The organism is Pseudomonas fluorescens, from assembly GCF_002022275.1.
Lineage (GTDB): Bacteria > Pseudomonadota > Gammaproteobacteria > Pseudomonadales > Pseudomonadaceae > Aquipseudomonas > Aquipseudomonas fluorescens_AJ.
Genome location: NZ_MSDF01000062.1, coordinates 144,734 through 165,914 on the forward strand (window position 1 = coordinate 144,734; position 21,181 = coordinate 165,914).

A 21,181-nucleotide genomic window follows, 5' to 3' on the forward strand; every position below is an offset into this window, starting at 1 on the left:
TCAGGTGCCGAGGTTGATGCCGTTGGCCGGCAGAGGCAGCGCGGTTTTGTAGCGCACTTGCTTGAGCGCAAAGCTCGACCGGATGTTGGCCACCCCCGGCACCTTGGTCAAAAAGTCCATCATGAAGCGCTCCAGCGACTGGATCGTCGGCACCAACACTCGAATCAAATAATCCGGGTCCCCCGCCATCAGGTAGCACTCCATCACTTCCGGCCGATCCGAGATCGCGCCTTCGAACTGCTGCAGCGCCAGCTCGTTCTGCTTTTCCAGGCTCACGTGGATGAACACGTTGACGTGCAGCCCCAGCAAATCGGCGTCGAGCAGCGTGACCTGGTCGCGAATCAAGCCCAGTTCTTCCATCGCCTTCACCCGGTTGAAACACGGCGTGGGCGACAGGTTGACCGAGCGGGCGAGGTCGGCGTTGGTGATGCGGGCGTTCTCCTGCAAGGCGTTGAGAATGCCAATATCGGTACGGTCCAGTTTGCGCATGAGACAAAATCACCTGTTTATTATGTTTATGCAGTTTTTTTATCCGCAAATGATCCGCAGCGCAATGAAACAGAGATAAATATTCTTCTACGCCCCGCCTATGATTGTTGTAGGACAAGATTTCTCCTATCCGGAGACTGACTGTCAGCTAGCGCGCCCACTACAAGAAATTCACAAGATAGAGCGTAGAAAGCCATGACCCAGCAGTACGAACCACTGCGCCTGCACGTGCCTGAACCCTCAGGCCGCCCCGGCTGCAAAACCGACTTTACCTACCTGCGCCTGACTGACGCAGGTTTGGTGCGCAAACCCGCCATCGACGTAGAACCCGCCGACACCGCCGACCTGGCCAAGGGCCTGATCCGCGTGCTCGACGACAAGGGCCAGGCCCTCGGCCCGTGGGCTGAAGGCGTAACCGTCGAGATCATGCGCAAAGGCATGCGCGCCATGCTCAAGACGCGCATCTTCGACAACCGCATGGTGGTCGCCCAGCGTCAGAAGAAAATGTCGTTCTACATGCAAAGCCTCGGCGAAGAAGCCATCGGCAGCGCCCAGGCCCTGGCCTTGAACATCGACGACATGTGCTTCCCCACCTACCGCCAGCAAAGCATCCTGATGGCCCGCGACGTGCCATTGGTGGACCTGATCTGCCAACTACTGTCCAACGAGCGCGACCCGCTCAAGGGCCGCCAGTTGCCGATCATGTATTCGGTCAAGGACGCCGGCTTCTTCACCATTTCCGGCAACCTTGCCACCCAATTCGTACAAGGCGTGGGCTGGGGCATGGCCTCGGCAATCAAGGGCGACACCAAGATTGCCTCGGCCTGGATCGGCGACGGCGCCACCGCCGAATCCGACTTCCACACCGCCCTCACCTTCGCCCACGTCTACCGCGCGCCAGTGATCCTCAACGTGGTGAATAACCAGTGGGCGATTTCGACGTTCCAGGCCATCGCCGGTGGTGAAGCCACCACCTTCGCCGGACGCGGTGTAGGTTGCGGCATTGCCTCCCTGCGCGTGGACGGCAATGACTTTATCGCCGTGTACGCCGCTTCCGCCTGGGCTGCCGAGCGTGCGCGCCGCAACCTGGGGCCGACCCTGATTGAGTGGGTGACCTACCGCGCCGGCCCGCACTCCACCTCGGATGATCCTTCCAAGTACCGCCCTGCCGATGACTGGAGCCACTTCCCCCTCGGCGACCCGATTGCCCGCCTCAAACAGCACCTGATCCAGATTGGCCAGTGGTCCGAAGAGGAACACGCGGCGGTCAGTGCCGAACTTGAAGCCGAAGTGATCGCCGCGCAAAAAGAAGCCGAGAAGTACGGCACCCTCGCCGGCGGCCAGATTCCAAGCGCCGCCACCATGTTCGAAGACGTCTATAAAGAGATGCCGGAGCACTTGAAGCGCCAGCGTCAGGAGTTGGGGATCTGACATGAACGATCACAACAACAGCATTGAAGTGGAAACCGCCATGACCACCACCACCATGACCATGATTCAGGCCCTGCGCTCGGCCATGGACGTGATGCTCGAACGTGATGACAACGTGGTGGTGTTCGGCCAGGACGTGGGTTACTTCGGCGGCGTGTTCCGTTGCACCGAAGGCTTGCAGACCAAATACGGCAGCTCGCGGGTCTTCGACGCGCCGATCTCCGAAAGCGGCATCGTCGGTGTTGCGGTGGGCATGGGGGCCTATGGCCTGCGCCCGGTAGCCGAGATTCAGTTTGCCGACTACGTGTACCCTGCCACCGACCAGATCATCTCCGAAGCGGCGCGCCTGCGTTACCGTTCGGCCGGCCAGTTCACGGCGCCCTTGACCATGCGCATGCCCTGCGGCGGCGGCATCTACGGCGGCCAGACTCACAGCCAAAGTATTGAAGCGGTGTTCACCCAGGTCTGCGGCCTGCGCACCGTCATGCCGTCCAACCCGTACGACGCCAAGGGCCTGTTGATCGCCTCCATCGAAAACGATGACCCGGTGATCTTCCTGGAGCCAAAACGCCTGTACAACGGCCCGTTCGACGGCCATCACGACCGTCCTGTTACGTCGTGGGCGAAACATCCGCAAGCGCAAGTGCCGGACGGCTATTACACCGTGCCGCTGGACGTGGCCGCCATCGTGCGCCCGGGCTCGGCCGTGACTGTGCTGACTTACGGCACCACCGTGTATGTGTCGCAAGTCGCCGCTGAAGAAACCGGCATCGACGCCGAGGTCATCGACCTGCGCAGCCTGTGGCCGCTGGACCTGGAAACTATCGTCAAATCCGTGAAAAAGACCGGCCGTTGCGTGGTGGTGCATGAAGCCACCCGCACCTGCGGCTTTGGCGCCGAGCTGGTGGCGCTGGTGCAAGAGCATTGCTTCCATCACCTGGAAGCGCCGATCGAACGCGTCACCGGTTGGGACACCCCCTACCCGCACGCGCAGGAGTGGGCGTATTTCCCAGGGCCGACCCGAGTGGGCGCGGCGTTGAAACGGGTCATGGAGGTCTGAATGGGCACGCACGTTATCAAGATGCCGGACATTGGCGAAGGCATCGCAGAAGTTGAACTGTCGGTATGGCATGTAAAAGTCGGCGACCTGGTGGTTGAAGACCAGGTGCTCGCGGATGTGATGACCGACAAGGCGATGGTGGACATTCCCTCGCCGGTGCACGGCAAAGTGATTTCCCTCGGCGGCGAGCCGGGTGAAGTGATGGCCGTGGGCAGCATTTTGATCAGTATTGAAGTGGAAGGCGCGGGCAACGCCAAGGATGCGCCGGCGGTGGCTGAACCTGTGAAGGCAGCGCCGGCTCCCGTGGTTGAGGCCAAACCCGCTCCGGTGGTTGCGGCTCAACCCGTGGCCAAACCTGCTGCTGCTCCAGTGGCCCGTGAAGCCGACGAACGTCCACTGGCCTCGCCTGCCGTGCGTAAACACGCATTGGATGCCGGCATTCAACTGCGTCTGGTCCAGGGCTCTGGCCCGGCGGGCCGGATTTTGCACGAAGATTTGGAGGCTTTCTTGCTCCAGGGTCCGGCGAAAAATTCTGCGACTGCCAACCCCTACGCCGAACGCAACACCGAGGAACAAATCCCGGTGATCGGCATGCGCCGCAAGATCGCCCAGCGCATGCAGGACGCCACCCGCCGTGCCGCGCATTTCAGCTACGTGGAAGAAATCGACGTCACCGCCCTCGACGAACTGCGCGTGCACCTCAACGAGAAGCACGGCGCCACGCGCGGCAAGCTGACCCTGCTGCCATTTATCGTGCGCGCCATGGTTGTGGCGCTGCGTGATTTCCCGCAGATCAACGCGCGTTACGACGACGAAGCCCAAGTCATCACCCGCCTTGGCGCCGTGCATGTGGGCGTCGCCACCCAGAGCGATATTGGCCTGATGGTGCCGGTGGTACGTCACGCCGAAGCCCGCAGCCTGTGGGGCAATGCCGAGGAAATCGCACGTTTGGCTACGGCCGCGCGCAATGGCAAGGCCAGCCGTGACGAGCTGTCGGGCTCGACAATTACCCTGACCAGCCTCGGCGCCTTGGGCGGGATCGTCAGCACCCCGGTGCTGAACTTGCCGGAAGTGGCGATCGTCGGCGTCAATCGCATCGTTGAGCGGCCGATGGTGATCAAGGGGCAGATCGTGATTCGCAAGATGATGAACCTTTCCAGCTCCTTCGATCACCGTGTGGTCGATGGCATGGACGCGGCGCAATTCATCCAGGCCATTCGCGGCCTGCTCGAACAACCCGCCAGCCTGTTCCTGGAGTAAGCCATGCAAACCTTGACTACCAAACTGCTGATTATCGGCGGCGGCCCTGGCGGGTATGTGGCAGCGATTCGTGCCGGCCAGCTGGGCATTCCGACCATTCTGGTGGAAGGCCAGGCGCTCGGCGGCACCTGCCTGAATATCGGCTGCATTTCCTCAAAAGCCTTGATCCACGTGGCCGAACAGTTCCAGCAAACCATCCACCATAGCCAGGGCTCCCAACTGGGCATCGAGGTGGATGTACCGACGCTGGATATCCGCAAAAGCGTGGAATGGAAAGACGGCATCGTTGATCGCCTGACCACCGGCGTCGCGGCACTGCTGAAAAAACACAAAGTCCAGGTGATCCACGGCTGGGCCAAGGTCGTGGACGGCAAGACTGTTGACGTTGGCGACCAGCGCATTCAGTGCGAACACCTGTTGCTCGCCACCGGTTCGAAAAGCGTGAACCTGCCAATGCTGCCGATTGGCGGGGCGATCATCTCCTCCACCGAGGCCTTGGCGCCGAAAAGCGTGCCCAAGCGCCTGATTGTGGTGGGCGGCGGCTACATCGGTCTGGAGCTGGGCATCGCCTACCGCAAGCTCGGCGCCGAGGTCAGTGTGGTCGAAGCGCAGGAGCGCATCCTGCCCGCCTACGACGCCGAGCTGACCCAGCCGGTCAACGAATCCCTCAAGCACTTGGGCGTGAAGCTGTACCTCAAGCACAGCGTGACCGGCTTCGAGAACAACTGCCTGCAGGTGCGTGACCCGAATGGCGACACCCTGTCCCTGGAAACCGACCAGGTACTGGTGGCCGTGGGCCGCAAACCCAACACCCAGGGCTGGAACCTCGAAGCGCTGAACCTGGACATGAACGGCTCGGCGATCAAGGTCGACAGCCGCTGCCAGACCAGCATGCGCAACGTGTACGCGATTGGTGACCTGAGCGGCGAGCCGATGCTGGCGCACCGCGCCATGGCCCAAGGCGAAATGGTTGCCGAATTGATCAGCGGTGAGTCCCGTGAGTTCAACCCGGCAGCCATCCCGGCGGTGTGCTTCACCGACCCGGAACTGGTGGTAGTCGGCAAGACGCCGGACGACGCCAAGGCGGCAGGCCTGGATTGCATCGTCTCGAGTTTTCCATTTGCAGCGAATGGCCGGGCGATGACGCTGGAATCGAAAACCGGCTTCGTGCGTGTCGTCGCGCGGCGTGACAACCACCTGATCGTCGGCTGGCAAGCCGTGGGCGCAGGCGTCTCGGAACTCTCCACTGCGTTCGGCCTGAGCCTGGAAATGGGCGCACGCCTGGAAGACGTGGCGGGCACCATCCATGCCCACCCGACGCTCGGCGAAGCCGTGCAAGAGGCCGCCCTCAGGGCTTTGGGCCACGCGTTACATATGTAAGACCGTGGCGCGGCCATCGCAGCGATGCGGCGACCCGACAAGCCAGCTCCCACAGGGAAATGCATTGCAAATGTGGGAGCTGGCTTGCCTGCGATAGCGGTGGATCAGCCAATACAGATGCTGAACGGCCGCCCCACCCGCTCCCGCACCGGCCAAGAATGAAGTATTGTTGCGCTCATCCAGTAAAAAACCGACAAGCCTGCCTTCGACCAGGCGGTTGACCAGAGATAGAGGGTGTCATGGGTAACGAAAGCATCAATTGGGACAAGCTGGGTTTTGACTACATCAAGACCGACAAGCGGTTTCTCCAGGTCTGGAAAAACGGCGAGTGGCAAGAAGGCACCCTGACCGAAGAAAACGTGCTGCACATCAGCGAGGGCTCTACCGCCCTGCACTATGGCCAGCAGTGCTTTGAAGGTCTGAAGGCCTACCGCTGCAAGGACGGTTCGATCAACCTGTTCCGCCCGGACCAGAATGCCGCCCGCATGCAGCGCAGCTGCGCACGCCTGCTGATGCCGCATGTACCGACCGACGTGTTCATCGACGCCTGCAAACAAGTGGTTGCGGCCAACGAGCGGTTCATCCCGCCGTACGGCAGTGGCGGCTCGCTGTACCTGCGCCCGTTCGTGATCGGCACCGGAGACAACATCGGCGTGCGCCCCGCACCGGAGTTCATCTTCTCGGTGTTCTGCATCCCGGTCGGCGCCTACTTCAAGGGCGGCCTGGTGCCCCACAACTTCCAGATCTCCCGCTTCGACCGCGCCGCGCCAGAAGGCACCGGTGCCGCCAAGGTCGGGGGCAACTACGCCGCCAGCCTGATGCCAGGTTCGGAAGCGAAAAAAGCCGGTTTCGCCGACGCGATCTACCTGGACCCGATGACCCATTCGAAAATCGAAGAAGTCGGCTCGGCCAACTTCTTCGGGATCACCCACGACAACCAGTTCATCACGCCGAAGTCGCCTTCGGTGCTGCCAGGCATCACCCGCCTGTCCCTGATCGAACTGGCGCAGACCCGCCTGGGCCTGACAGTGGTCGAGGGCGAAGTGTTCATCGACAAGCTGGACCAGTTCAAGGAAGCCGGCGCCTGCGGTACCGCTGCGGTGATCTCGCCAATCGGCGGCATCCAGTACAACGGCAAGCTGCACGTGTTCCACAGCGAAACCGAAGTCGGCCCGATCACCCAGCGGCTCTACAAAGAGCTGACCGGCGTGCAGACCGGTGAAGTTGAAGCGCCAGAAGGCTGGATCGTGAAGGTCTAAACAACAGCGCCACACCAGCAACACCACAAAACCCCTGTGGGAGCTGGCTCGCCTGCGATGGCGGTGTATCAGTCACTGAATCAGTTGACTGAGATACCGCCATCGCAGGCAAGCCAGCTCCCACAGTTATGTGCGGTGTTCTCAGGATTGAGTCGGGATATTCACCACAACCTTCTTCCCCATACTGATCCTCGGCTCCACCCCATACCCCAGCGCCTCGTAAAACCCCACCACCGCATCATTGCCGCCAGTGATCTGCAGATTGATCTTCATGCAGCCCAGCGCACTTAACGCTTGTTCCGCATGCCGCACCAACGAAGCGCCCAGCCCGTGACGGCGGTAATCGACCTGCACCGCCACCGAATACAGCCAGCCGCGATGGCCGTCATAGCCGGCGAGAATGGTGCCGATGACGGCTTTTTTATCAGTCGCGACGAAAAACAACCCATCGTTAACGGCAAGCTTCTTATCGATCGCCAATGTCGGCAGGTTATGCGCCGTGTCATAACCAAACGCTTGCTGCCACAGCGCAACCACCTGGGCCCGATGCTGACGGTCGCGGTACGGGCCGATGGGATGCCGGGATGACAAGGGTTTCTCCATCACCAGCGTGCGCTCGTTACCGTGATAGACATCGCGCACCGTGTTAAACCCCAGCTTGGTATAAAACGGCTCAGCCGTCAGCGACGACGGCACACTCAATACCGTGACGCCCGCCTCTCGGGCGCGCAGCTCGATTTCGATCATCAACAGCCGCCCAATCCCCTGCCCTTGCAGCGCCGGGTTGACGAATACCGAGCGCACCACATTGGCGTCGAGCGCCGCCGTGGCAACCACCACCTGATCTTGAACCGCCACCAGCACCACGCGGCGCGCGAGCAACGCCAGCACCGCTTCCGGCGTGAAATTGCTTGCCACCCGGGCAATCACATCCGCCGGGTAATCCCGTGAATTGCTGCTGTGCAAAGCGGCCAGGATGACCCGGCTGATCCCCTCGGCATCAGCGGTTTGGGCGAGACGAACGGCGGTAGACATGATTCCTCCTGGGCTGAAAACAGCTATCAAAACCACCCCATACTAATGTGGGAGCTGGCTTGCCTGCGATAGCGGTGTATCAGTCAGTTCTATTCAGCCTGACCCACCGCCATCGCAGGCAAGCCAGCTCCCACAGTGACAGGGTTTGCAATTTTCTTCCCGGGCCGGCCCCCAACCCATTTCGCTTGCCCATCCTTCTGCTTCCCCGTCCGCGCTTCGCTGATCAACCCAGGGATCAACTTGCCCTCGGGCAAATTCTTCCAGAACCGGCTGGGCAAGTGCCCTTCCATCACCTTGGGGTTCAACCGCGCCGGGTTGAAAATGTGGCTGTAGTAGGTCAACCACATGGCACTGTGCGGGTCGTCAACATTCTGTGCCAGTTGCCGCCAAGCCTCGGGGCACTCACGCTGGTGAATCAGCTGTTCGCCGTCGTAATACACGCCATCAAGCGGCGTCGCGATCATCCAGCGATGACGCCCCATGCGTCCGACAAAATGCTGGCTGGCCGATTTCAGGATGTCATGCGCCGGCTCGTGCCACGCCACGTATTCAGGCAACTCAGGCCCGGCCTCGGCCGGTAATGCAATAAATCGCACAAACGCATGCAAGTGGTGGGCTTCACGGCTCACCTGCTTGATTCGCCTTTGCAACTCGCTGCCCAGCTTGTCCCCGGCCAGCATCGCGGTGCGGTCGCCATGGCTGACACGCCACGACACTTCATACAACAGGCTCCAACGCTGGTCGCCGTGGTAACACGCGGCGGACTCCAGCAACTCCAGCAGCGCCTTGGGGATGCGCGCCTGGAACGGGCCAAGCCCTTCAGGAATCGGCTCGTCGGTGGCAAACAGGTCCGCCACTTCAGCTTCGCCCCAACTGACCTGGCTGGGGTCGACCTGATGGCTGAGCAACCAGCGTGCCTGCTCGCGCCAGGTGCTGAACAGGTTGTCGCATTCAAGGCTGATCATCCCCAAAGTCCCATTTGCTGAGGTGCCGGGCGGTCGCGCAGCTGTTCACGCAGCAACACGCTGTTGCTCTCCGCCTGCTGCGGGTGATAGTCGCTGGTGATGAAAAACGGTTTGGCCTTGGCCAGCACGCACCGCATGCGCGCGAGATCCTCGAAGCGAATCTTGCGTTCACGGCGCAGGTCCACCAGACGCTGGGTGGTGCGCAGGCCGATGCCGGGGATCCGCGCGATCAACGTCGGTTCGGCGCGGTTCAAATCCAGCGGAAACACCTCGCGATGCTCCAGCGCCCAGGCCAGTTTGGGGTCGATATCCAACGCCAGGTGACCGGGCCCTTTAAACAGCTCGTTGGCACTGAAGCCGTAACTGCGCAGCAGGAAGTCGGCCTGGTACAAACGGTGCTCGCGCATCAGCGGCGGAGCGGCAAGGGGCACGCTTTTCGGGCTGTTGGGAATGGGGCTGAACGCCGAGTAATAGACCCGACGCAGCTTGAAATTGCCATACAACGCCTCGGCCCCGTGGAGGATGGTGCTGTCATCGGTGTCGTCGGCGCCCACGATCAGTTGGGTGCTCTGCCCGGCCGGGGCAAAACGCGGCGCGCGCGGTTCATTGAGTACCGTCTGCTCGCCGGTGTAGATGGTTTGCATGGCCTGCTTGATGGACACGATGGTTTTTTCCGGCGCCAGGGTTTGCAGGCTGGCCTCGGTGGGCAGTTCGATGTTCACGCTCAACCGGTCGGCATAGCGCCCGGCCTCGGCGATCAGCGCCGGGTCGGCATCGGGAATGGTCTTGAGGTGGATATAGCCGCGAAAGTCATGCTCTTCGCGCAGCAGCTTGGCCACACGAACCAACTGCTCCATGGTGTAGTCGGACGAACGGATGATGCCCGAGCTGAGGAACAGCCCGCTGACGCAGTTGCGCCGGTAGAAATCCAGCGTGAGGGTGACCACCTCCTCCGGGCTGAAACGCGCGCGGGGCACGTCGCTGGAGCGGCGGTTGACGCAGTATTGGCAGTCGTACAGACAGAAGTTGGTCAGCAACACCTTGAGCAACGACACGCAGCGTCCATCGGGTGTGTAGCTGTGGCAGATGCCCATGCCATCGGTTGAACCCAGCCCCGCCTTGCCCTCCGAGCTGCGCTTGGGCGCGCCACTGCTGGCGCAGGAGGCGTCGTACTTGGCGGCGTCGGCAAGGATGCTGAGTTTTTCGATCAACTGCATGGGGTTTTACCGATACTGGTTTTTTGTACAGTATCAACAGCCCGACCCTGGCGCCAGTGCCGTCTGTAGGAACGCGCCTCTCTCAATGCCCTTCAAACGGGCTGTTGTGGTGAGCGGGCTTGCCCCGCGCTGGGGTGCGAAGCGGCCCCAAAACCAGCCTTCGCGGAGTATCTGATCCACCGCAGTCGTTTTTATTGGGGGCGCTTCGCACCCCAACGCGGGGCAAGCCCGCTCGCCACAACAATCGCGCGCGTCAGCTGGCGGTGGCCAGCAGCAGGTCTTGAACGGAGCGACCCAGGCCACGGTGGCGATCGTGCTCATACAGCGACGCGGCAATCTCATCGGCGCGAATCGGCAGGATCGACAGCAAGGTATCGCTCAAGCCATGGCTGGCCTGGCTGAAACCCTGAATGTAGATCCCGGCCTTGCAGCGTTCGTCGGTGACGATGCGGTAGTCACGGCTGACCTCGAAGTCGCCCATGTAGGCGTCCAGCGGCGCCAGCAATTCGCGGTGCATCTGGCGCTCGTAGCCGGTGGCCAGCACCACGGCGTCGTAATGGCCCAGTGTGGTTTCGCCGGTCGCATTGTTGCGCAGGCTCAGTTCGATGCCCAGCGGGCCGGCGGCGGCTTTCTCGACCACGGTCATGGTGCGGAACGCATGGCGGGCGATGCCGGAGACTTTCTGGCGATAAAAAATGCCGTAAATGCGCTCGATCAAGTCCAGGTCCACCACTGAATAGTTGGTGTTCTGGTATTCGGCCACCAGCCGCTCACGCTCGGCGCCGACTTGCTGGAACACCAGGTCGGTAAAGGCTGGCGAGAACACTTCGTTGACGAACGGGCTGTCATCGGCGGGCTTCAAGGCCGAACCGCGCAGGATCATGTCGACCTGCACCGACGGGAAGCTGTCGTTCAGGTCGATAAAGGCTTCGGCCGCACTCTGGCCGCCGCCGATGATCGCAATGCGCATCGGCTTGCCTTCCACGCACGGCTGCTGTGCCATGCGCGCCAGGTATTGGGAATGATGGAACACCCGGGCGTCATCCTTGAGGCCCTTGAACGCTGCCGGCACACGCGGCGTACCGCCAGCGCTGACCACCACCGAACGGGTGGTGCGTACATGCTGCTCGCCCTGTGCATCACGGGAAATCACGCGCAGCGCCTCGACCTGTTGCTGGTGCAGGATCGGCTCGATGGCCAGCACTTCCTCGCCATAGCGGCCTTGGGCCTGGAACTGGCTGGCGACCCAGCGCAGGTAGTCGTTGTACTCCATGCGGCACGGGTAAAAAGTGCCCAGGTTGATGAAGTCCACCAGGCGGTCGTGGGCTTTCAGGTAGTTGACGAAGGAGTAAGGGCTGGTGGGGTTGCGCAGGGTCACCAGGTCCTTGAGGAAGGAAATCTGCAGTTCGCTCTGGGTAACAAGGGTATTGCCGTGCCAGCGGTAGTCGGCCTGCTTGTCGAGAAACAGCGCGTCCAGTTTGCCCTGGGTTTTCTCGCGTTCTTGCAGCGCGATGGCCAGCGCCAGGTTCGACGGGCCGAAACCGATACCGATCAGGTCATGAACCGCGGGCGAAGCAATTGCCTGTGTCATTCCAGTGTCCTCTGGATAAGCCCCGTGGCGGTGGGGCGGGAATACCTTCGAGACCTGAAGGCTGATCAACAGGTCGTGTGTTGATAGGAAACGAGGACAATGAAATAAAATTTAGCTAATGCGCTGTCAGTGCGCATCCCACTCGCGCATACGCACCCGGCAATGCTTCATGGCGTTGACAATGTGTTTTTCCACCAGGCTGCGGGAAATGCTCAGGCGCTCGGCAATTTGCAGGTGACTCATACCCTCGAGTTTGCGCAGCAGAAAGCTGTCGCGACAGGCTGCCGGCAGTTCGGCCAACGCGCGTTCGAGCATTTCAAGGCGCTGCCCTTGATCATGGCTGGTGTGGGGTGAGTTGGGGGCAAAACGCCCTTCGCTGTCCAGCACGTCCAGGGTCTCGACCTGGCGCAGGGCGTTGCGCCGATGGCCGTCGATCACCAGGTTCAGCGCGGTGCGGTACAAAAAGGCGCGGGGCTGTTCGATCGGCGTGTCGCTGGAGCGCTCCAGTACCCGCACATAAGCGTCATGCACCACATCCTCGGCCACCTGACGGTTGCCCAGCTTGGCGTTAAGGAAACACACCAGCTCGCGATAGTAGTTTTCCAACATGACTCCCGACCGTCCGGGTGGACGGCATCCGACCTTTGCGTGCTTAAAAGACCGCCCATCGATGATGGCAGTTTGAGTGCGTGCAATTTATAGTAATTCTCATCTACTTTTAAAGAAGTCTTGCATTCAGCGTCGACTTTTTTATTCCGCGCACCTGTTACCGATTGTGTAACGGCCTAAATCCCCACGCAATTTCCTCGTTTAACTGTCAGCTCTGCGCAACTGCGCTCCGATCTTTCCTGGCTGGAACCAACGCATGAAACGCCCCCGACCTGCCCGACGCGCCCTGCTTGTGGTGGCGTGCCTGATTCCCGTGATCGCCGTTGCTGCCTGGCAAGTACTGCCAGCGGGGCGCGACACCCTGGCCACTGTCACCGTGACCCGCGCCAACATCGAAAGCAGCGTCACGGCCCTGGGCACCTTGCAACCGCGCCGCTATGTCGACGTGGGCGCGCAGGCGTCCGGGCAGATCCAGAAGATTCACGTCGGGGCGGGCGACCAGGTCAAGGAAGGCCAACTGCTGGTGGAGATCGACCCATCCACCCAAAAAGCCAAGCTCGACGCCAGCCGTTATGCGATCGAGAACCTCCAGGCCCAGTTGCAAGAGCAGAAGGCCAATCACGCACTGGCGCGCCAGAAGTACCAACGCCAGCAGCGCCTGGCGGCCGGTAACGCGACCCGTGAAGAAGACGTGCAAACCGCCGGGGCCGAGCTGAAGGCGACCCAGGCGCGCGTCGACATGTTCCAGGCGCAGATCCGTCAGGCCCAGGCGAGCCTGCGCAGTGACGAAGCCGAGCTGGGCTACACGCGCATCTTCGCGCCGATGGACGGCACCGTGGTCGCGGTGGACGCGCGCGTCGGCCAGACCCTCAACGCCCAGCAACAAACGCCACTGATCCTGCGCATTGCCAAGTTGTCACCGATGACCGTGTGGGCTGAGGTGTCCGAAGCCGACATCGGCCACGTCAAACCCGGCATGACCGCTTATTTCACCACCCTCAGTGGTGGCAACCGGCGCTGGACCAGCACCGTGCGGCAGATTTTACCCATCCCGCCCAAGCCGCTGAACGAAACAGCCCAAGGCGGTGGCAGCCCCAGCAGCACGAGCAAAAGCGGCAGTGGCCGCGTGGTGCTGTACACCGTGTTGCTGGACGTGGACAACGCCGACCACGCGCTGATGGCCGAAATGACCACCCAGGTATTTTTCGTGGCCAGCCAGGTCAAGGACGTCCTTACCGCACCGGTCGCGGCGTTGTTGAACAACCACGGCGCGGGCAAGCCGATCGCCCGCGTGGTGGCAAAAAACGGTATGGTCGAGGAACGCGAGGTACGCCTGGGCATCAGCGATCGCCTGCGCGTCGAAGTGCTCAGCGGCCTCAACGAAGGCGATCACTTGTTGATCGGCCCGGTCGATGGCAGTGGGGGTTGAGTTGACCACGCCGCTGATCGAACTCAAGAACATCCGCAAGTCTTACGGCGGCGGCGACAGCCCGCAGGTCGATGTATTGCGCGGGATCGACCTGTCGATCCATGCCGGGGAATTCGTCGCGATTGTCGGCGCCTCCGGCTCCGGCAAGTCCACGCTGATGAACATCCTCGGCTGCCTGGATCGCCCCACCGTTGGCGACTACCTCTTCGCCGGGGAAAACGTCGCGCACCTGGACAGCGACGAGCTGGCGTGGCTGCGCCGTGAAGCGTTTGGGTTTGTGTTTCAGGGCTACCACCTGATTCCTTCGGGTTCGGCGCTGGAAAACGTCGAAATGCCGGCGATCTACGCCGGCATCAGCGCAGCCGAGCGCCATGCCCGCGCGAATGCCCTGCTCACTCGCCTGGGCCTGGCCGAGCGCACCGGCAACCGGCCGCATCAGCTCTCCGGCGGCCAGCAACAACGCGTCTCCATTGCCCGCGCGCTGATGAACGGCGGCCATATCATCCTGGCCGATGAACCGACCGGCGCCCTCGACAGCAGCAGCGGCGCCGAGGTCATGACACTGCTGGACGAATTGGCGAGCCAGGGCCATGTGGTGATCCTGATCACCCACGACCGCGACGTCGCCGCGCGCGCCAACCGCATCATCGAGATTCGCGATGGGCTGATCATCAGCGATTCGGCCGACGGTGCAACCCATGTGCCCGCCGTCGCCAGCGGCGATGCCTTGCAAGCCGTGGACCTGCGCCAGCGTCTGGCCGATGGCGCCGAGCACAACGGTGCCTGGAAGGCCGAGCTGGTGGACGCCGTACACGCGGCCTGGCGGGTGATGTGGATCAACCGCTTTCGCACCGCACTGACCTTGCTGGGCATCATCATTGGCGTGGCGTCGGTGGTGGTGATGCTGGCGGTGGGCGAAGGCAGCAAGCGCCAGGTGATGGCGCAAATGGGCGCGTTCGGCTCCAACATCATCTACCTCAGCGGCTCCTCGCCCAACCCGCGCACGCCGTTGGGTATCGTGACCCTCAATGATGTCGCGGCCCTGGCGGCACTGCCTCAGGTCAAACGCATCATGCCGGTGAATGGCAACGACGCCGGGGTGCGCTTCGGCAACCTGGACTACCTGGCGTATGTGGGGGGCAACGACGTCAACTTCCCGGAGATTTTCAACTGGCCGGTGGTCGAGGGCAGTTACTTCACCGAGGCCGATGAGCGCGCAGGAGCGACCGTGGCGGTGATCGGCCATCGCATCCGCGAAAAGCTGTTCAAGGACGTCGCCAGCCCGATCGGCCAATACATCCTGATCGAAAACGTGCCCTTCCAGGTCATCGGCGTACTTGCGGAAAAAGGCTCCAGCTCCGGCAATAAAGACAGCGACGACCGCGTCGCCATCCCCTACACCGCCGCCAGCGTGCGCCTGTTCGGCACCTACAACCCCGAATACGTGGCGATTGCCGCTGCCGATGCGCGCAACGTCCATGAGGCCGAGCAGGCCATTGACCAGTTGATGCTCAACCTGCACAACGGCAAGCGCGACTATCAGTTGACCAATAACGCGGCGATGATCCAGGCCGAGGCGCGCACGCAAAACACGCTGTCGTTGATGCTCGGTTCGATTGCTGCGATTTCCCTGCTGGTGGGCGGCATCGGCGTGATGAATATCATGCTGATGACGGTGCGCGAACGCACCCGTGAAATTGGTATCCGCATGGCCACCGGTGCGCGTCAGCGCGACATCCTGCGCCAGTTTCTCACGGAAGCGGTGATGCTCTCGGTGGTCGGCGGGCTGTGTGGCATCGCCCTCGCGTTGCTGGTGGGCGGCGTGCTGGTGCTGGCCAAAGTCGCCGTGCAGTTTTCCCTGGTGGCGGTGCTTGGCGCGTTTGGATGTGCGCTGGTCACCGGCGTCGTATTCGGCTTTATGCCGGCCCGTAAAGCTGCCCGGCTTGATCCGGTTAAGGCGTTGACCAGTGAATAAACACCCCTCTTTGCTCCTGCTGTGCCTGCTGCTCAACGCCTGCACGGGCACCCCGCCGGTGGTCGACAGCGGCATCGCGCCGCCCGCCGCGTGGCAATACGCCGAGCGCGATGCCAGCGTCGCGACCAACAGGCACTGGTGGACCCAATTTGGCAGTGCGCAATTGAACCGCCTGGTCGATCAGGCACGCCGGGACAGCCATGACGTGGCGGCCGCCATGGCGCGGGTGCGTCAGGCGCAGGCCAGTGCCGAGGTGGCCGGCGCGCCGTTGTTGCCTGAAGTGAACTTCAACCTCACCGCCAGCCGTGAAAAACTGCTGCGCGGCACCGGCAATTCGGACCTGGATGCTACCGACAGCAACAACACCGTCGACAGTTTCGGCGCCAACCTCACCGCCAGCTACGAGCTGGACTTCTGGGGCGGCCGCGGTGCAGCGCGCGACAGTGCCCTGCAAACCTTGCGCGCCAGCGAGTTCGACCAGGCCACGGTGGAGCTGACCCTGCTCAGCAACGTGGCGGACCGCTACGCACAAACCCTCGCGGCCCGCCAGCGCGGACAGATCGCCGAGCTCAATCTGGCCAACGCGCGCAATGTGCTCGGTCTTGTGCAGACCCGCTACGACGCAGGTTCCGCCACGGCGCTGGAACTGGCGCAACAAAAAAGCCTGGTCGCCAGCCAACAACGCCAACTGCCACTGATCCAGCAGTTGGCCGAAGAATCCCTGATCACCCTCGCCGCCCTGCTCGGCCAACCAGTGCAGGCATTGGACTTGAGCGACGAACCCTTCCAGGCGCTGACCTGGCCCACCATCGGCCCGGGTGTACCCAGCCAACTGCTGAGCCGTCGTCCCGACCTCGCCCGGGCCGAAGCGCAGTTGGCTGCAGCCAGCGCCGACGTCACCGTGGCCCGCGCGGCAATGTTGCCCACCGTCACCCTGGGCGCGACGCTGGGTTCAGGCGCGTACAAAGCCGCAGATATTTTACGCAGCCCCTTTTACACCCTCACCTCCGGCCTTGTGGCGCCCATCTTCAACAATGGCCGTTTAAGCGCCGAGCGGGACAAGGCGCGCGCGCGCCAGGACGAACTGCTGCACACCTATCGCGGCGCAATCATCAACGGTTTCGCCGACGTGGAAAAATCCCTGAGCAGCATCACGCGCCTGGACCAGCAGCGCGAATGGCAAACCGAGGAATTGCAACAAGCCCAGACCGCCTTTCAGATCGCCGAAAGCCGCTACCAGGCTGGCGCCGAAGACCTGTTGAGCGTGCTGGAAACGCAACGCACGCTGTACGCCGCCCAGGACCTGAATGTGCAACTGCGCCTGTCCCGGCTGCAAGCCAGCATCGCGCTGTACAAGGCCTTGGGTGGCGGCTGGAAAGTGGATATCTGATAGCAAAACTCCGATTCCTTACACAAAGCGTTTATTCGTCCTACATTCTTCGGGCCCGGGTTCTTGGTAAAAAGCCGTCCTCATACGGCTGCCCGGACACTCCTGATGAAACCCCGCGCGCTTCTAAAATGCCTGGCAGGAAGCTGTCTCTGGCTAACGGCAAACCTGGGCGTTGCCGAGCCCCTGATCCCGCCCACCGCCATTGACTGGCTGCTGGACTGCCCCTTCCCCGCCGTTGCACACCCAGACCCCGAGGTGCTTGACCGCACCCAATGCGGCACGGTGAACGTACCCCGCGACCATGCAGCCCCCGCGCGCGGCAGTGTGCGTCTGGCGATTACACGTGTGGGCGCACGCCAGCCCCTCGATCGCGAGGGGTTGGTGTTCATTCAGGCCGGTGACACACAAACAGGCCACGCCGCAACGTTCGCTCTTCACCTGGCCAGTCGCTGGGAGTCTTTCGCCACCCCGGCCTATCGCGCACTGGCCAATCGTTATGACGTCATCGAACTGAGTGCCCGCGACCTGACTCAAGACAATGCAATCGAGCAGGCAGCGCTGGACATGGAGTTTGTGCGCGGCCAACTGGGGGATGCGCAGCTCAACTTCCTCGGTATTGCGCAAGCCACCCGCCTCGGCGGCCGGTATGCCGCCTTGTTTCCGCAGCGTGTCGCGCGTATGGCGCTGGTGAATGCCGAGCACGGCGAGCCGGCGGCTTCGGGCGTCGACCTGCTGCGGCTCAAGGAAACGGCAAAACCCGGCAATGTGGCCAGCGGCTGTATCAACCAATGGGTCGGGGACTTTCTGGTCTACGGCAAACAACCGCCGGTCTCCACCCGCTGCCTCGACCGCGGCAGTTGGGAGTAATCACTGCGTTTACGACCTCTTCGCGCCGAAAACGACCCCCTGCGTTGACGCTGCCGTTCAATCGTTATTAAGTGCTATTAATCCGCATTAATAGGATCAATAGAACGACATGCTCAGCCGCCCGTTGCGCCGCAAACGCCAGAAGCTCTCCGATGTGATTGTCGAATCAGTCAAGCGCTCGATCGTCACCGATGCCCTCAAGCCTGGCGACCGCCTGCCCACCGAGCGCGAGCTGATGGAAAGTTTCCAGTGTTCCAAGGGGTCGGCCCGCGAAGCGCTCAAGGCGCTGGAAGTGGAAGGCCTGGTGAGCACACGCACCGGCCCCAGTGGCGGCGCCTACCTGAACCAGGCCGGTACCGAGCCGGCCAGCCGCGCGTTGCGCAACTACCTGCACTTTCAGCACCTGGATGGCGAGCAGGTGTACCAGCTGCGCAAAGTCATCGAGGTGGAACTCGCCGTGTCCGTGCTCGGACGCTTGAGCGAAGACGACTATCGGGCCCTGCAAGACAACGTGGATTTTTGCAGCGCGCCGGAAGACAGCGAAGCCGGCCAACGCGAACAGCGCCTGGCGGAACTGGAGTTTCACAACCTGCTGGCCAAGGCCTGCCCCAACCCGTTGCTGAGTTTTATGGCGCAGTTCCTCAACGACCTGTTGCGCGACCTGGTGGTGCTGAAAAAAGCCTACAAGCCCAAGCGCAAGCAGTTCGACGCGGCCAATCTGGATTATCACAAGCAACTGCTGATCGCCTTTCGCGCCGGAGATGAAAACGCCGTGCGCGGTTTGATGCATGAACACATGTGTGATGCCGAGCACCATATGACGGCGCTGGAAGGTGAAGTCAGCCCGCACTTTTTGCTGGAGTTCGATCACAACCACTGAGATCCATGTGCAAACCCCGGTCAATGTGGGAGCTGGCTTGCCTGCGATGCAGACACCTCGGTGTATCAGATACATCCAGATGATGCCATCGCAGGCAAGCCAGCTCCCACAGGTGACCGGGACCCAACCGTTAGACCCTCAATAACAGGCCTGCCCACAGGCCATTGCTCCACCGTATCGCCCTTGCCGCTCCTGCCAATAACTAAACCAGGGAGTCACCCCATGCAGCGTCGTACGTTGTTGAAAGCTAGCCTCACCGCCGCAGCCGCCCTCAGCCTTCCACTGAGCGTGCGCTCGGCGTTCGCCGCCGAGCCCTTTACCTTTTACGGCCTCAAGTCCATGTCTGGCGCCTTTGCCAGCTACGGCAAGTTTGCCGACATGGGGTCACGCCTGGCGGTGGAACAACACCCTGAAATCCTCGGCCGCCCGCTGAATTACAAAGTCATCGACACCGAAGGCAACGCCGGCAAGGCCGTGCGCAAGGTCCAGGAAGCTATCCAGCAGGACGGCGCGCGCTTCTTCCAGGGTTGCACGTTGTCGTCGTCCGCATTGGCGGTGGCCAAAGAAGTCAGCAAGGTCGGCGGCGTGTTCATGACCCCGGTCGGCGCCGATGAAGTCACCGGCAAAGACTGCAACAGCGCGACCTTCCGCTGGTCGGTGCCCACCTACGGCGCCATCCGCGAAACCATGCTGCCGCTGATCAAGCTGCTGCCGGACGCCAAGCGCTGGTACACCATCACCCCGCAATATGTGTTCGGCGAAGCCCTGCTCGAAGGCGCCAAAAGCGTGCTCAAGGACAGCGGCCTGGAACACGTCGGCAACAGCTATCACTCGTTGCAGGAACAGGAATTTTCCGGCTACTTGACCAACGCCATCGCCGCCAAGCCTGACGTGCTGGTGCTGCTCAACTTCGGCAGTCAGTCGTCGAACACCCTGCGCCAGGCGGTGAACTTCGGCATCAAGGAGCGCATGAAAGTACTGCTGGTGTGGTCCGCCGGCCTCGACCAGTTCCAGGAACTGGGCAGCGACATCCTCGACGGCGTGTACCTCGGTGCGCAGTACTGGCATCAGGTCGACAGCCCGCTCAACCGTGAACTGGTCAAACTGACCCAGGCCAAATACGGCATCAACCCCACCTACCCGCTGGCCGCTGACTACATCAGCACCAAAGTCATGCTCGACACCATCGTCTCCACCGGCAGCTTCGACGGCCCCACCGTGGCCAAAGCCATGCAAGGCCTGAGCTTCGAGGGCCCGACCGGCAAGGAATCGATCCGCGCCGGCGACCATCAAGTCATCAAGGATTACTACCTGATGATCGGCAAGGCCAGCGGCGACATGGCCGACAAGGACGACCTGGCCAAGGTGCTCAGCGCCGGCCAGTCGTTCCCGCCGGTCGAGGCCACGGGCTGCACGCTCGCCTGATCCCCTGAAACAGTGCACCGCAGGGCTGCGCGAGCAGCCTCCTGCCGAGGGCTCCTGCATGCTTAATCTTTACCTGTTCCAGATACTCAACGGCCTTGGGTTGGGGATGATCTACTTCCTGATCGCGGTCGGCCTGACGATCATTTTCGGCCTGCTGAACTTCGTCAACTTCGCCCACGGCGCGTTCTTCCTGCTGGGCGCCTACATCTGCTACACCGCCGTGAGCCTTACCGGCAACTTCTGGCTGGCGCTGCTGATTGCACCGCTGGTGGTGGCCGCGCTGGCATGGGTGATCGAGCGATTACTGATCCAGCGGATTTATCACCTGCCGCACATGTTCCAGATTCTGGTGACGCTGGGCATCGCCCTGATCATCCAGGAAGCCAGCGTGATGATCTGGGGCCCGGTGGGCAAAAGCGTTGCCGTACCGGAACTGCTGCGCGGCGTGCTGGTGGTGGGTGATTTCGTCTACCCCTGGTATCGCCTGTTCCTCATCGTATTTTCCGGGCTGGTGGGCCTCGGCCTGTGGCTGTTGCTGGAGCGCACGCGCTTCGGCGCCCTGGTGCGCGCCGGCAGTGAAAGCACTGAAACCGTGTCGCTGCTGGGCACCAACATCTTCCGTCTGTTTTCCATGACCTTCGCCCTCGGTGTCGGCCTGGCGGGCATGGCCGGCGTGCTGTTCGCGCCGTTGCGCGGCGCCCAGCCTTTTGTCGGCCCGGAAATTCTCGGTGTCGCCTTTGTGGTTGTGGTGATCGGCGGCATGGGCTCCTTCAGCGGCGCGCTGGTCGGCGGTTTGCTGGTGGGCGTGGTGCAAAGCCTGATGACCACACTCTGGCCCCAGGGCGCGAGCCTGATGATCTACGGCGCCATGGCCGTGGTGATTCTGGTGCGCCCTTACGGCCTGTTCGGGAGAGCCTGA

General features: G+C 62.2%; 18 protein-coding genes. 12 read left to right on the forward strand and 6 right to left on the reverse strand.

The window, feature by feature from the left end; translation table 11 throughout:
* Positions 1-489, reverse strand: a complete 489-nt coding sequence (gene bkdR, locus BFW87_RS30890; RefSeq protein WP_078743488.1) for a Bkd operon transcriptional regulator BkdR — start codon at positions 487-489, stop codon at positions 1-3.
* Between the two features lie 195 nt (positions 490-684).
* Between bkdR and BFW87_RS30895 the strand changes: the two genes are divergently transcribed.
* The 5 genes from BFW87_RS30895 to BFW87_RS30915 all read left to right on the forward strand — a co-directional run bounded on the left by BFW87_RS30895 (position 685) and on the right by BFW87_RS30915 (position 6,879).
* Positions 685-1,920, forward strand: coding sequence for a 3-methyl-2-oxobutanoate dehydrogenase (2-methylpropanoyl-transferring) subunit alpha (locus BFW87_RS30895; protein ID WP_078743489.1), 1,236 nt, complete (start codon positions 685-687; stop codon positions 1,918-1,920).
* 1 nt (position 1,921) lies between these two features.
* Positions 1,922-2,980, forward strand: a complete 1,059-nt coding sequence (locus tag BFW87_RS30900; protein ID WP_078743490.1) for an alpha-ketoacid dehydrogenase subunit beta — start codon at positions 1,922-1,924, stop codon at positions 2,978-2,980.
* Positions 2,981-4,240, forward strand: coding sequence for a dihydrolipoamide acetyltransferase family protein (locus tag BFW87_RS30905; protein WP_078743491.1), 1,260 nt, complete (start codon positions 2,981-2,983; stop codon positions 4,238-4,240).
* A gap of 3 nt (positions 4,241-4,243) precedes the next feature.
* Positions 4,244-5,620, forward strand: coding sequence for a dihydrolipoyl dehydrogenase (lpdA, locus tag BFW87_RS30910; RefSeq protein WP_078743492.1), 1,377 nt, complete (start codon positions 4,244-4,246; stop codon positions 5,618-5,620).
* A 239-nt stretch (positions 5,621-5,859) separates the two neighbouring features.
* Positions 5,860-6,879, forward strand: coding sequence for a branched-chain amino acid aminotransferase (locus tag BFW87_RS30915; RefSeq protein WP_078743493.1), 1,020 nt, complete (start codon positions 5,860-5,862; stop codon positions 6,877-6,879).
* Between the two features lie 141 nt (positions 6,880-7,020).
* Here the strand turns inward: BFW87_RS30915 and BFW87_RS30920 are convergent, their stop codons facing one another.
* From BFW87_RS30920 to BFW87_RS30940, 5 genes are all read right to left on the reverse strand, one after another.
* Complete coding sequence (locus BFW87_RS30920; protein ID WP_078743494.1) at positions 7,021-7,914, reverse strand: GNAT family acetyltransferase; 894 nt, start codon at positions 7,912-7,914, stop codon at positions 7,021-7,023.
* Between the two features lie 89 nt (positions 7,915-8,003).
* Entirely contained in the window at positions 8,004-8,879 is an 876-nt protein-coding gene (locus tag BFW87_RS30925; protein WP_078743495.1) for a TIGR03915 family putative DNA repair protein, read from the reverse strand.
* Entirely contained in the window at positions 8,876-10,096 is a 1,221-nt protein-coding gene (locus BFW87_RS30930) for a putative DNA modification/repair radical SAM protein (protein ID WP_078743496.1), read from the reverse strand. The genes BFW87_RS30925 and BFW87_RS30930 overlap by 4 nt, the downstream gene beginning before the upstream one ends.
* A gap of 253 nt (positions 10,097-10,349) precedes the next feature.
* The gene (locus tag BFW87_RS30935) at positions 10,350-11,687 is read right to left on the reverse strand and encodes a lysine N(6)-hydroxylase/L-ornithine N(5)-oxygenase family protein (protein ID WP_078743497.1); all 1,338 of its coding nucleotides are present in this window, start codon (positions 11,685-11,687) and stop codon (positions 10,350-10,352) included.
* Between the two features lie 126 nt (positions 11,688-11,813).
* Complete coding sequence (locus BFW87_RS30940; protein WP_078743498.1) at positions 11,814-12,296, reverse strand: sigma-70 family RNA polymerase sigma factor; 483 nt, start codon at positions 12,294-12,296, stop codon at positions 11,814-11,816.
* Between the two features lie 256 nt (positions 12,297-12,552).
* On the opposite strand from BFW87_RS30940, the gene BFW87_RS30945 reads away from it, so the two are divergent.
* The 7 genes from BFW87_RS30945 (at position 12,553) to BFW87_RS30975 (ending at position 21,181) form a co-directional block, all read left to right on the forward strand.
* Positions 12,553-13,725, forward strand: a complete 1,173-nt coding sequence (locus BFW87_RS30945) for an efflux RND transporter periplasmic adaptor subunit (RefSeq protein ID WP_078743499.1) — start codon at positions 12,553-12,555, stop codon at positions 13,723-13,725.
* Positions 13,709-15,700, forward strand: a complete 1,992-nt coding sequence (locus BFW87_RS30950) for a MacB family efflux pump subunit (protein ID WP_176159852.1) — start codon at positions 13,709-13,711, stop codon at positions 15,698-15,700. The genes BFW87_RS30945 and BFW87_RS30950 overlap by 17 nt, the downstream gene beginning before the upstream one ends.
* Positions 15,693-17,090: an efflux transporter outer membrane subunit gene (locus tag BFW87_RS30955; RefSeq protein WP_078743500.1), complete on the forward strand. Its 1,398-nt coding sequence runs from the start codon at positions 15,693-15,695 to the stop codon at positions 17,088-17,090. The genes BFW87_RS30950 and BFW87_RS30955 overlap by 8 nt, the downstream gene beginning before the upstream one ends.
* A gap of 105 nt (positions 17,091-17,195) precedes the next feature.
* Positions 17,196-17,957 (forward strand): alpha/beta fold hydrolase, encoded by a 762-nt coding sequence (locus tag BFW87_RS30960; RefSeq protein WP_078743501.1) that lies wholly within the window; start codon positions 17,196-17,198, stop codon positions 17,955-17,957.
* Between the two features lie 109 nt (positions 17,958-18,066).
* Positions 18,067-18,837, forward strand: a complete 771-nt coding sequence (locus tag BFW87_RS30965; RefSeq protein ID WP_078743502.1) for a FadR/GntR family transcriptional regulator — start codon at positions 18,067-18,069, stop codon at positions 18,835-18,837.
* A gap of 222 nt (positions 18,838-19,059) precedes the next feature.
* Positions 19,060-20,262, forward strand: a complete 1,203-nt coding sequence (locus BFW87_RS30970; protein ID WP_078743503.1) for an ABC transporter substrate-binding protein — start codon at positions 19,060-19,062, stop codon at positions 20,260-20,262.
* 58 nt (positions 20,263-20,320) lie between these two features.
* Positions 20,321-21,181 carry a branched-chain amino acid ABC transporter permease gene (locus BFW87_RS30975; RefSeq protein WP_078743504.1) on the forward strand — a complete coding sequence of 287 codons (861 nt, stop codon included), beginning with the start codon at positions 20,321-20,323 and terminating at the stop codon, positions 21,179-21,181.

What these genes read in the sequence shown, in the direction of transcription:
- bkdR (WP_078743488.1), bottom strand. Translation starts at nt 489, where the DNA reads ATGCGCAAACTGGACCGTACCGATATTGGCATTCTCAACGCCTTGCAG.
- BFW87_RS30895 (WP_078743489.1), top strand. Translation starts at nt 685, where the DNA reads ATGACCCAGCAGTACGAACCACTGCGCCTGCACGTGCCTGAACCCTCA.
- BFW87_RS30900 (WP_078743490.1), top strand. Translation starts at nt 1,922, where the DNA reads ATGAACGATCACAACAACAGCATTGAAGTGGAAACCGCCATGACCACC.
- BFW87_RS30905 (WP_078743491.1), top strand. Translation starts at nt 2,981, where the DNA reads ATGGGCACGCACGTTATCAAGATGCCGGACATTGGCGAAGGCATCGCA.
- lpdA (WP_078743492.1), top strand. Translation starts at nt 4,244, where the DNA reads ATGCAAACCTTGACTACCAAACTGCTGATTATCGGCGGCGGCCCTGGC.
- BFW87_RS30915 (WP_078743493.1), top strand. Translation starts at nt 5,860, where the DNA reads ATGGGTAACGAAAGCATCAATTGGGACAAGCTGGGTTTTGACTACATC.
- BFW87_RS30920 (WP_078743494.1), bottom strand. Translation starts at nt 7,914, where the DNA reads ATGTCTACCGCCGTTCGTCTCGCCCAAACCGCTGATGCCGAGGGGATC.
- BFW87_RS30925 (WP_078743495.1), bottom strand. Translation starts at nt 8,879, where the DNA reads ATGATCAGCCTTGAATGCGACAACCTGTTCAGCACCTGGCGCGAGCAG.
- BFW87_RS30930 (WP_078743496.1), bottom strand. Translation starts at nt 10,096, where the DNA reads ATGCAGTTGATCGAAAAACTCAGCATCCTTGCCGACGCCGCCAAGTAC.
- BFW87_RS30935 (WP_078743497.1), bottom strand. Translation starts at nt 11,687, where the DNA reads ATGACACAGGCAATTGCTTCGCCCGCGGTTCATGACCTGATCGGTATC.
- BFW87_RS30940 (WP_078743498.1), bottom strand. Translation starts at nt 12,296, where the DNA reads ATGTTGGAAAACTACTATCGCGAGCTGGTGTGTTTCCTTAACGCCAAG.
- BFW87_RS30945 (WP_078743499.1), top strand. Translation starts at nt 12,553, where the DNA reads ATGAAACGCCCCCGACCTGCCCGACGCGCCCTGCTTGTGGTGGCGTGC.
- BFW87_RS30950 (WP_176159852.1), top strand. Translation starts at nt 13,709, where the DNA reads ATGGCAGTGGGGGTTGAGTTGACCACGCCGCTGATCGAACTCAAGAAC.
- BFW87_RS30960 (WP_078743501.1), top strand. Translation starts at nt 17,196, where the DNA reads ATGAAACCCCGCGCGCTTCTAAAATGCCTGGCAGGAAGCTGTCTCTGG.
- BFW87_RS30965 (WP_078743502.1), top strand. Translation starts at nt 18,067, where the DNA reads ATGCTCAGCCGCCCGTTGCGCCGCAAACGCCAGAAGCTCTCCGATGTG.
- BFW87_RS30970 (WP_078743503.1), top strand. Translation starts at nt 19,060, where the DNA reads ATGCAGCGTCGTACGTTGTTGAAAGCTAGCCTCACCGCCGCAGCCGCC.
- BFW87_RS30975 (WP_078743504.1), top strand. Translation starts at nt 20,321, where the DNA reads ATGCTTAATCTTTACCTGTTCCAGATACTCAACGGCCTTGGGTTGGGG.